Source organism: Trinickia sp., assembly GCF_057351765.1.
This window is the reverse complement of record NZ_JBMRBK010000048.1, coordinates 1-9,711: the sequence shown is the minus strand read 5'-3', so window position 1 is coordinate 9,711 and position 9,711 is coordinate 1. Positions and strand designations below refer to the sequence as shown.

Sequence of the window (9,711 nt, the reverse complement as noted above, 5' to 3'; positions counted from 1 at the left end):
CCGACCAGATGCCTGATGTTCCGGGCTTTGCCGAAAGCTGGGGCACGTCCATCGTGCCCTGCCCCTATTGCGACGGCTTTGAAGTCGCCGGCCAGCATTGGGGCCTCGTCTGGTCCAGCCCGCAGTCGTACCAGTCGGCCAGGCTGTTCCGCGATTGGACTGACAAGTTGACTGTCTTCGCCGATGGTCATGACATTGCGCCCGATATCCAGGCCGATCTGGCGCGCCGCAACATACCTCTTGTCGATGGCCGGATCGTCGAGATCGCTCATCAGAAGGGCCATATCATCACCGTCAATCTCGATACCGGTCGCAACGTCGCGGTCGACGTCCTGTTCGCCCATCCGCGCAACAAGCCGTCCGCCAGCCTGCATGAATCACTGGGCCTCGCCACGGTCGATACGCCCACCGGCATCGTCCTCAAAGTCGACGAGCGCCGCCAAACCAGCATGCCCGGCATCTACGCCGCCGGCGACCTCGCCACGCCCTTCTTGCCCTCGGTCACCCAGGCATCCTCGCAGGGCGCAATGGCGGGTATCTTCGCCCAGCAGTCGATGGTTGTTTGAGAGCACAGATTCCCCTCTCTCGTTGCGCCGTCGCCTTCGAAAAGGTTGGCGTAGATCGGCGCGGCGAAGGACGGATCGTCGAGTCGAGGAGATGACATGGCAAAGCAAAGTGCTGATCACGTGGGTGACTGGAATGGTCAAAGCGGGGAGCGCTGGGTCGCCAACCAGGCCCGGCTCGACGCTCTGGTAGCGGCGTTCGGCCAGGCCGCGATAGAAGCCGCCGCGCCCGCGACGGGCGAGCGCGTGCTGGACATCGGCTGCGGCGCGGGCGCGTCGAGTCTGGCTCTGGCAGCCCGCGTTGGCGCGGAGGGCCAAGTGCTGGGCGTGGACATATCGGAACCGCTGATTGACCGAGCGCGCGCGCTTGCGCGACCCGATACGCCGGTTCTGTTTCAGGTGGCCGACGCCAGCAGCGCAGAGCTGCCGGAAGGGGCGTTTGACATCCTGTTCTCGCGTTTCGGCGTGATGTTCTTCGACGATCCGACAGCGGCGTTCACCCATATGCGACGCGCGCTCCGGCCGGGCGGGCGGGTCGCTTTCGTTTGCTGGCGCGGTGCGGCCGAGAACGATTGGATGCGCCTGCCGGTGGGCGCGCTCAAGGGCATCCTCCCGCCGAGCGCGCTGCCCGATCCCCAAGCGCCCGGCCCGTTTTCGTTCGGCGACCGGGAACGCGTGGCACGCATCCTGACGACGGCCGGCTTTACCGATATCGCTATCTCGCCCTTCGACGCGGCCGTCCCGTTCGGCGAGGGCGGGACGCGGGACGCTGCGATCGACGACGCGGTGAAGATGACGCTCGAGGTCGGCCCGCTGTCGCGTGTGCTCGCTGATCAGCCCGACGACATCCGCGCCCGCGCCTCGGCCGCAGTTCGTGCCGCCTTTGCGAGCCTTCCCGGCGAGCGGTCAGTGATGATCAACGGCGCTGCGTGGATCGTCATGGCACGCAATCCGGCAAGCTGACAGGTTACGTCGACCAATGTGTCAGAACCGGCAACTCCTCGTGTCTCGGGGAGGGTCTACGTTGTGCGCCGAACGGCCGGAACCGGCGCTGATTGGCCATTGAGGGCGAAAAGAGCAGTGGCTCTTGATGGCCGGGTAGAGCCACGGCGGGCCTCAAGTTCACCGCCGAAAACCGGTCATCTGCGGCGATCCGGCAAGGGAAAGTCGGTGCGGATCTCCAACGGCCCCTTTTGGCCGAACCCGGTCCAACGTTGAACCGGCATAGCGCTCCACCATTGATCGGTCCACGTAGGGCGGAAGGCGACCCACAACTGCCGGTCAACCGACAGCGTCGTGATGGCAGCTCTCAATTTGCAAAGGGTCATTCGGAAACGCACGCCTTGCGCTAAGAGCGTATTGACAAGGTCGCGGATCGGCTGCGCAGACTGCATTGCGCAATGCAGAGTTAGCTATATCGCTGGCGGGTACCGTCGGTTGCAACGTCCGATAGTGTTTTCCGCTGGGCCGGTCAGTGGGATGCCTTTTGATGCTTTTCGATCAGCGAGCGAACCACGTCGGTGTCCGCGGGCGTCGCCGGGGAGTAGATGACCATGCTGAGGTCGGGACGGCCATCGACGACGAAGGACGAATGCTCGAACACGAGCGGTCCGCCCTGTGGATGCAGCAGTTGTTTAGTGCCTTCACCGAAGGAGCGAACGTCATGGGTCTTCCACAGCATCGCGAACTCTGGACTGGCACGGCTAAGCTCCTCTACCAGCGCCGCCACGCTCGGAGCCGCGTCGGTCGCTGCCGCGCGTGCCGCATCGGCCCGGAAGACCGACACCAGAAGCCGCGCAACGCTGTCCCAGTCGGACTGAAAGTCTCGGACCTGCGGATCGCAGAAGATGCGCCGCAGGATGTTGCGCTGTGACGGTTGCAGCTCGTCGTAGTTGAACACAACCCCTGCGGCGTGATTCCAGGCAACGAGATCCCAGGTCAGCGTCTTCACGTAGGCCGGGCTATAGACCAGCGCATCGAGCACGCGCTGAATGCGTGGCGAAATGCTTTCGGTTTCCTGATAACGGACTTCCGGCGGTCGCCCCAAGGCAAGCAGGAAAAGATGCTCGCGCTCGGCATCCGTCAGCATCAGCGCGCTCGCGACCCGGTCCAGCACCGCGGCGGACGGCGGTCCGCCGCGCCCGCGTTCGAGCCAGGTGTACCAGGTCACGCTGATGTTCGCCCGCTGGGCCACTTCCTCCCGACGCAAACCGGGCGTACGTCGCCGCCCGCCGGCAATCCCGAAGGCAGCAGGATCGAGCCTGGTGCGGCGATCCTTCAAATAGGCCCCAAGGGCGTTGTCGTTTGTGGCTGGTGTGCTCATCCGGTTAGGAACTATACCTCTATAAGTTAACTTCTTTACGCGGATAGATTATGAGCCGAGAGTTAGCCCTGGTCTACTTTCGATGTGGTGCTTTCCCTACTTTCGAGCCTCGTCCCATCTCTGTGTATCGCCATTCTCGGCGTGCGCAACTTACTTCCGCAATTCCAGAAGGAGATTTTGATCATGCGTGTATTTGTTACTGGTGCGACCGGCTGGGTTGGCTCGGCCGTCGTGAACGACCTGATCGCCGCTGGCCATCAGGTGATCGGCTTGTGCCGTTCGGAAGAGAAGGCGGCAGCCCTGGCCGCCACAGGCGCCGAAGTCCTGCGCGGCACGCTGGAAGATCTCGACATCCTGCGTCGCGGCGCCGCGGCTGCGGACGGCGTGATCCACACCGGCTTCAACCACGATTTCTCGAAGTTCGCAGAGAACTGCTTGGTGGACAAGCTCGCCATCGAGACGATCGGCGGCGTGCTCGAAGGTTCGGACCGTCCGTTGCTCGTGACGAGCGGCACCGGGTTGCTGGCGCGGGGTCGTCTCGTGACCGAGGACATGGTGCAGGTTTTCGATCCCACATGGCCTCGCGCTTCCGAAGAGGCCGCCATCGCACTGTCGGCGCGCGGGGTGCGCGCGTCGGCGGTGCGCCTTCCTCCGTCGGTGCATGGTCATGGCGAGCACGGCTTCGTGCCGATGCTGATCGACATCGCACGGGAAAAAGGCATCTCTGTCTATGTCGGTGATGGTTCTAATCGCTGGGCCGCAGTGCATCGCCTTGACGCGGCGCGCGTCTTCCGGCTGTCGCTCGAACACGGCGCCCAAGGGGGGCCTTTCCATGCCATCGCCGAAGAGGGCGTGCCGGTCAAGGCAATCGCCGAAGTGATCGGCCGACACCTGAACGTCCCGGTCGTTTCGAAGTCGCCTGAAGAGGCGGCGGAGCATTTCGGCTGGTTCAGGTTCGCAATGATGGACATCCCGGCGTCGAGCGAGCGAACCCGATCCCTGCTCGGCTGGAAGCCGCAACAACCAGGGCTCATCGCCGATTTTGACCACCCGGACTATTTCTCGTAGCAGCGCACTCGCATGGTGGATGTCAACGTCAGGGCGTGCTGTACGTCAACGCGGCCACGCTTCCAGTGACCAATCCTCTGGTTTTCGGTGAGAGCACCAACGTGCCGTCGATCAGCGGCCTGCAGGTCTCGCCCGCTGACGCTGTCTATTGCGCAACGAAGTATGCGGCGACTAACGTCCGCTCAGCCAGAGGGTAGCGCCTGCAGTTGACTCTGCCACCGGCGTGTGAGCGGCCGATAACTGAGTGCAGCTGCCACCCGAGTGTCGGTCCTACGAATGACGCGAATGTCGCTTCATGGCCAAGTCTTGCCACCTCATTGCAGGGCTAGAAGCTGACGGATTCGAACCGCCTCATGCGGAAGGATGTCCGGCGATTTCAATCATTGCGCATGCGTGCAACCAATGCGAGCAAGCGAGCACTCATTTCCTTGGCCGGCAAGTGCGCAAGCCAGCCGTGACCGGGAAGCAGCCATTCGAAACGATACGCGGCCAGCTTGCCGAGCGATTCGGCGAGCTCGGTCCATGAGTACCAGCACGCGTCCCTGAACGCGACGAGGTCTTGCTCGCGTGGGCTCCAGGCAAGTGAATCACCCGAGAAGAGCACGCGATCCTCGAGCAGGTACACAACGCTACCCCGAGTGTGGCCGGGCGTCGAAATTGCGCGCACGCCGGCCGCGATACTCAATGCCGATCCGTCGTCGAGCAGATCCGTGGCATAGGGTGCAGCCGAGCTGTCCTCGCGGTGGATCCAGACACGAGCCCCGAAACGGCGCGCGTATTTGTCTGCGTCTGCGACGTCGTCACGATGCGACAGGAGGATGTGCGCAATGCCACCCGAAGCATCAAACCAATTCACCAGTTCGGCCGCATACCGCGGCGAGTCGATTAGCAGATTGCCGTCCGGGCGCGCGACGAAATAGGAATGTGCACCAAACGACGACCGAGCGTTGAATCCGCAGCGCCATACACCCGATATGATCTGCTGCGGAAAGATCGCGACGTTCGGGCGAGGCTGCTTCGTTTCGCTGCGTACCGATGCCGTAGGACATACCAACACCGCACGCCAAGCGGCAAGCTGGTCTTCCGGCGTGACAGGCTGTCGAACGAAGACGCTTTTATCGTTTCGTTCGGCAATCAGCCCGGGCGCGACGTGACGCGATGCACCGCAATTGATGCACGCTGTGTCGATGTACCAGTCCCCTGGCACGGAGTCGGTATTACGTGGCGACTTCATTCGATGCTAGGTCCTGACAACGCATGGCAACCTCACCGCTCCCATGATAGGCCTTTCAACCGCCCAGACATGACCGGAGCAACGCGAGGAAGGCGGAGGCTCGAGCTTCGTGGCGCTTCATCTCTTGACTCACCGTCATTGCGCGGAATTTGGTCCGCCGGTGAAGGCACCAAACCGACCCAAACCCGCCTTATGCATTGAGGCAAAGCGGACGCTCAATGCCTGCGCTCAGACAAGGCGGCGCATTGGCGTCGCCGTCGGCGGCGACGAGCCCGGATCGGCCAGTTTGGCGAAAGACAAATATAATAGCCTTTATGTCTGTAAGCGCCGGCGCAACTCGATACTTGGCTATTTGACGATCACAGACTCAGCGGGTCGCGGGCTTGTAATTGGGTCCGCATGGCGATGGACAAGCTTCCAAATGCCGTCCTCTAACCGAAATAAACTAGTGACTCGGACAGCAACTCCGACGAATTCCTCGCCACCCCCAACCTTGGCGCGCCCGCGCTCGACTTCCACGACGCAGGCGAGATCGCTAGATACATAAGTTGCTGTGAGTTCCACGCCCGTGACGTCTCCATCGCGGTAGTGCGATGCGGCGCCTGCTAATGTGGCTTCGACATTCTTACGACCGTGCGCATAGGGTCCGAATGGGTTGCCCAAAGTGACATCCTCTGCCTCCGAGTACAAGGCTTTATAGCCGCTGGGATCGCCTTTCAAAATTGCCGCGAGTGCGGCGTGGCTCTGTTGTATCGCATTGGCAAGGTCTTTGCTGATCATGGGGCTTCTCCGCGTGAATGTGTCGATTTGACTCCCTGGCGGTAAACGACATTGGTTCTTCCGCGCTTCTTCTGGACGTCCGCTGGATGACTTCCCACTTCCGCCAGCGGCCATCTCGCGACCTAATATCCAAAACGCGGACGCGCTATGATGTGGCCCTGCGTTTCCAGCCAGCGCAACGCCTGCGATGCCGTTGTCAGGCTCACGTCGTGTTGCGTCGCGAGCACACGAACCGATGAGAGGCGATTACCGGACGTCAACCCCGCCCGTTGAATTCCGTCCCACAGCAGTTTTGCAATCTGTCGGTAGAGCGGCATCGGTGATTTGACCGTTTCCATGGTCACGTCCCGTCCAGCAAATCTGTTATGTAACAGATTTGCTGCTGCGTTCAAGGGTACCTTAGTCCCGGTGCCATCATCACTTCACGTTGACCACATTTCGAGATTTGGGGGGAATGATGTCGCCGAAGGACCTGCTCCTTGCGCTCGTTGTCGTTATCGCGTGGGGGGTGAACTTTGTCGTGATCAAAGTTGGCCTGCACGGTATGCCACCCATGCTGCTCGGCGCGCTGCGCTTCACCCTCGCAGCATTTCCCGCTGTCTTCTTCGTCAGGCGTCCGCAACTACCGCTGCGCTGGCTCCTGGCGTACGGCTTGACCATTTCTTTCGGGCAGTTCGCATTTCTCTTTTCCGCGATGTATGTGGGCATGCCGGCGGGCCTCGCGTCGCTTGTACTTCAGGCGCAGGCGTTCTTTACACTCGGTCTCGCAAGCGTGTTTCTCCATGAGCGATTTCGCGTGCAGAACCTCGTGGGCCTCGTGGCCGCTGCAGCCGGGCTCGCATTGATTGGCTTGCAGGGCGGCCATACGATGACCGCCGCTGGGTTTTTGTTGACGTTGTGCGCGGCAGCTTCCTGGGCACTCGGCAATATTGTCACGAAGAGGCTAGCCAAAGTCGATCTCGTTGGACTCGTTGTATGGGCGAGCCTGATTCCGCCGCTGCCGTTTTTCGCGCTGTCGTACGTGTTCGAAGGTCCGCAGCGGATCGCTACGGCGTTCTCGGCTATCAGCGCGTCGTCGGTGTTCGCCGTTGTCTACCTCGCATTTGTCGCCACACTGCTCGGTTACAGTCTCTGGAGTCAGTTGCTGTCGCGCTATCCGGCGAGCCAGGTTGCTCCGTTTTCGCTGCTTGTGCCGATCATCGGTCTCGCTTCGGCGTCGCTGCTTCTTGGCGAACAACTGGGCCCCATGCAGATCGCGGGCGCGGCATTCGTGATGATGGGGCTTGTGATTAACGTTTTAGGGCGCTGGATGGTGCAACGGCTCGAGGCAGCGTTGTCGTCCTTCCCGGACGAAGGTGCCTGAGTGCATCCTCGACACCGGTCTCGCTAACGGGTGCCGACGATCTAGCCACAAGTGACGAACGGCGGTTCATGGCCGACTGCGATCCATGACGACGGACCGGAGTCGCCCCCGAGCGGCCGATCGATCTGCTGAAATCGGAGGTTCGTTTCTAAAAAGAAGCGGACCTCCGTTCACACGCCGGCGCATCGGTAATAGATCGATCCGAGACCCTTCGCGGCATGTGCCTGATCAACCCGATGCTCCAAACAACTGCACCACCACGGCGCGGAGCCAACGATTGCCCGCTTCGTGGTGATACCTGGCGTGCCAATATTGCCGGACAGCAAAACGGTCCACGGGAACCGGGCACGGATGGACCGCCAGATCATTGACCTTCGCCAGCGTCTCACCGATGTGTCGCGGCAACGTGGCGATCAGGTCGGTGCTCTCGATAATTGCTCCGAGCCCAAGAAAACCTGGTAGCTCCAGCACCACATCGCGCTCGACGTGTGCGCGCACCAGCCCCTGTTCCAACAACTGCGCGCCCGTGCCCGCCGTAATCGCGACATGCCCCTCCGCGCTGTATTGCTTCAACCTCAACCTCGTGTGCAGCCGCGGGTGATGGCGATTCGTCAGGCACACCCAATCCTGCTGGTATAGCTGCTGCTGATAAATCCCACCGCTCAGCCAGGGCGCGTGACCGATCGCAAGGTCGGCTTCGCCCGATTCCAGCGCGCGTTCCGTATTGCCGTCGATTCTGGCGGCTTCGAGACGAACGCCCGGTGCCTGCGCGCGGACATGCGCCAGCATCCGCGGAAGCAACGTGATGTGACTGGCGTCGGTCATGCAGATACGGAACCGCCGTTTTGCGGTGGCCGGCTCGAATGCGATCTCCCACGCCACGAAGCGCCGCAGCGATTCGAGGATTTCCCGGCATGGACCAATGAGCGCATCGGCTTGCGGCGTCGGCGCCATGCCGCCCGGTGTGCGGATGAATAACGGGTCCTGCAGATGTTCCCGCAATCGACCTAACCAGATGCTGATGGTCGGCTGGCTTTGTCCAAGCTGCTCGGCCACGCGGGTGACGCTGCGGACGTCATAGAGCAGGTCGAACAGCTGTAATAGCTTCAGATCGGGAAGTTCAGTCGAATCCATTTCCGTATTGCCTCACGCAATGACGTCATTGTATCCATTGCATTGCTGGCATGAACACCGAATCGTATCTTGGTCTCCTCAACAAGGAGACGGTAGTGAAGATTGCGATTCTGGGCGCAGGTGCGCTGGGCTGCGCGATTGGCGCGGCGTTGACCGAAGGTGGTAACGAGGTCTGGCTGCTGAACCGGTCGGTGGCGCACGTGGCGGCCATGCGACGCGATGGTCTGCGGGTGGACGATCCCAATGGTTCCCGCCAGGTAACGGTCCGAGCCACCACGCGGGCCGCAGAGGCTGGCGCGGTTGATCTGGTCGTCGTGCTGGTCAAGTCGTTCCACACCGAAGTCGCGATGCGCGGCGCAATGGAGCTGATCGGACCCGAAACGCTGGTCCTTTCGTTGCAGAACGGCCTTGGGCACGAGGATGTTCTCGCTGACATCGTGGGTGGGCATCGAGTGCTGGCCGGCAAGACATACGTCGGCGGGGTGATGCGCAACCCGGGGCACATCGAGTCGGGCGTCGCCGGCAAGGCCACTTACATTGGCGAACTCGACGGTCAAATCACTTCCCGCGCCACCGCAATTGCGGAAACCTTCAACGCCGCCGGACTGGCCACCACGGTCAGCGCCAATATCGTCGGCACGATGTGGGACAAGCTCCTGGTCAATGTGGCGACCGGCGCGCTGACGGGCATCACGGGCCTGACCTACGGCCAGCTGTACGAAGAGCCGCTTCTGAAGACGACCGCGCTCGCAGCAGTCGCCGAAGCGATGGCCGTCGCCCGGGCCGCTGGTGTGACGCTTTCCACCACAGATCCCGAGTGCCCGTGGACCCTCGCCGGCGAAGGACTTTCCCCTGCCTTCAAGACCTCGATGCTGCAAAGCCTCGAAAAAGGCTCCATCACCGAAATCGACTTTATCAACGGCGCGGTCGTGCGCTGGGGGAAACGGCACGGTGTGCCGACCCCGGTCAACGCGACGCTGGTGGCCTGCATCAAGGGCATCGAGCGTGACATGACGGACCGACAACACAGCAGCACGTTGCATGGGACCACAGTGGGCGCTTCAGCGCCCACTCTGGTCGACAAAGGAGACAACCGCATGAACGGCAGCAAGGCCTATCTGGAACATGTCGCCATCTGGGTGAAGGACATTCACTGGCACATCCGCTTTTTCGAAGACGTGCTCGGCATGACGATGCGCGAGGTCGACGGCACGCGCGAGGAACCCCGGCAGTACTGGACGCTTGG

At 61.9% G+C, this 9,711-nt stretch carries 9 protein-coding genes and 1 pseudogene; 5 read left to right on the top strand and 5 right to left on the bottom strand.

Features of this window, described 5'->3' with window-relative positions; genetic code table 11:
• Together ACO1XS_RS13435 and ACO1XS_RS13430 are read left to right on the top strand one after the other, a co-directional pair.
• A partial coding sequence (locus ACO1XS_RS13435; RefSeq protein ID WP_486390881.1) for an FAD-dependent oxidoreductase occupies window positions 1-566 on the top strand: 566 nt, incomplete at its 5' end.
• A gap of 96 nt (window positions 567-662) precedes the next feature.
• Window positions 663-1,526 carry a class I SAM-dependent methyltransferase gene (locus tag ACO1XS_RS13430; RefSeq protein ID WP_486390880.1) on the top strand — a complete coding sequence of 288 codons (864 nt, stop codon included), beginning with the start codon at window positions 663-665 and terminating at the stop codon, window positions 1,524-1,526.
• A 508-nt stretch (window positions 1,527-2,034) separates the two neighbouring features.
• Here ACO1XS_RS13430 and ACO1XS_RS13425 read toward each other — a convergent pair.
• Complete coding sequence (locus tag ACO1XS_RS13425; RefSeq protein WP_486390879.1) at window positions 2,035-2,886, bottom strand: helix-turn-helix transcriptional regulator; 852 nt, start codon at window positions 2,884-2,886, stop codon at window positions 2,035-2,037.
• A 183-nt stretch (window positions 2,887-3,069) separates the two neighbouring features.
• Here ACO1XS_RS13425 and ACO1XS_RS13420 point away from each other — a divergent pair, with 183 nt between their 5' ends.
• Window positions 3,070-3,954, top strand: coding sequence for an SDR family oxidoreductase (locus tag ACO1XS_RS13420; protein WP_486390878.1), 885 nt, complete (start codon window positions 3,070-3,072; stop codon window positions 3,952-3,954).
• Window positions 3,955-4,330: 376 nt separating this feature from the next.
• On the opposite strand, the gene ACO1XS_RS13415 is transcribed toward ACO1XS_RS13420, so the two are convergent.
• The 3 genes from ACO1XS_RS13415 to ACO1XS_RS13405 form a co-directional block, all read right to left on the bottom strand.
• A complete protein-coding gene (locus ACO1XS_RS13415; RefSeq protein WP_486390877.1) occupies window positions 4,331-5,188 on the bottom strand; it encodes an MBL fold metallo-hydrolase in 858 nt (285 codons plus the stop codon).
• Between the two features lie 348 nt (window positions 5,189-5,536).
• Window positions 5,537-5,968 (bottom strand): YybH family protein, encoded by a 432-nt coding sequence (locus tag ACO1XS_RS13410; RefSeq protein WP_486390876.1) that lies wholly within the window; start codon window positions 5,966-5,968, stop codon window positions 5,537-5,539.
• Between the two features lie 122 nt (window positions 5,969-6,090).
• Window positions 6,091-6,306, bottom strand: coding sequence for a GntR family transcriptional regulator (locus tag ACO1XS_RS13405; protein WP_486390875.1), 216 nt, complete (start codon window positions 6,304-6,306; stop codon window positions 6,091-6,093).
• Window positions 6,307-6,425: 119 nt separating this feature from the next.
• On the opposite strand from ACO1XS_RS13405, the gene ACO1XS_RS13400 reads away from it, so the two are divergent.
• Complete coding sequence (locus ACO1XS_RS13400; protein WP_486390882.1) at window positions 6,426-7,331, top strand: EamA family transporter; 906 nt, start codon at window positions 6,426-6,428, stop codon at window positions 7,329-7,331.
• Between the two features lie 228 nt (window positions 7,332-7,559).
• Here the strand turns inward: ACO1XS_RS13400 and ACO1XS_RS13395 are convergent, their stop codons facing one another.
• The gene (locus tag ACO1XS_RS13395; protein WP_486390874.1) at window positions 7,560-8,465 is read right to left on the bottom strand and encodes a LysR family transcriptional regulator; all 906 of its coding nucleotides are present in this window, start codon (window positions 8,463-8,465) and stop codon (window positions 7,560-7,562) included.
• Window positions 8,466-8,560: 95 nt separating this feature from the next.
• On the opposite strand from ACO1XS_RS13395, the pseudogene ACO1XS_RS13390 reads away from it, so the two are divergent.
• Window positions 8,561-9,490, top strand: a pseudogene (locus tag ACO1XS_RS13390) (ketopantoate reductase family protein); the annotation flags it as partial.
• Between the last annotated feature and the right edge of the window lie 221 nt (window positions 9,491-9,711).

Excerpts from the sequence above, each read along its gene's own strand:
- ACO1XS_RS13425 (WP_486390879.1), bottom strand. The coding sequence starts at position 2,886 with ATGAGCACACCAGCCACAAACGACAACGCCCTTGGGGCCTATTTGAAG.
- ACO1XS_RS13420 (WP_486390878.1), top strand. The coding sequence starts at position 3,070 with ATGCGTGTATTTGTTACTGGTGCGACCGGCTGGGTTGGCTCGGCCGTC.
- ACO1XS_RS13430 (WP_486390880.1), top strand. The coding sequence starts at position 663 with ATGGCAAAGCAAAGTGCTGATCACGTGGGTGACTGGAATGGTCAAAGC.
- ACO1XS_RS13400 (WP_486390882.1), top strand. The coding sequence starts at position 6,426 with ATGTCGCCGAAGGACCTGCTCCTTGCGCTCGTTGTCGTTATCGCGTGG.
- ACO1XS_RS13395 (WP_486390874.1), bottom strand. The coding sequence starts at position 8,465 with ATGGATTCGACTGAACTTCCCGATCTGAAGCTATTACAGCTGTTCGAC.
- ACO1XS_RS13410 (WP_486390876.1), bottom strand. The coding sequence starts at position 5,968 with ATGATCAGCAAAGACCTTGCCAATGCGATACAACAGAGCCACGCCGCA.
- ACO1XS_RS13405 (WP_486390875.1), bottom strand. The coding sequence starts at position 6,306 with ATGGAAACGGTCAAATCACCGATGCCGCTCTACCGACAGATTGCAAAA.
- ACO1XS_RS13415 (WP_486390877.1), bottom strand. The coding sequence starts at position 5,188 with ATGAAGTCGCCACGTAATACCGACTCCGTGCCAGGGGACTGGTACATC.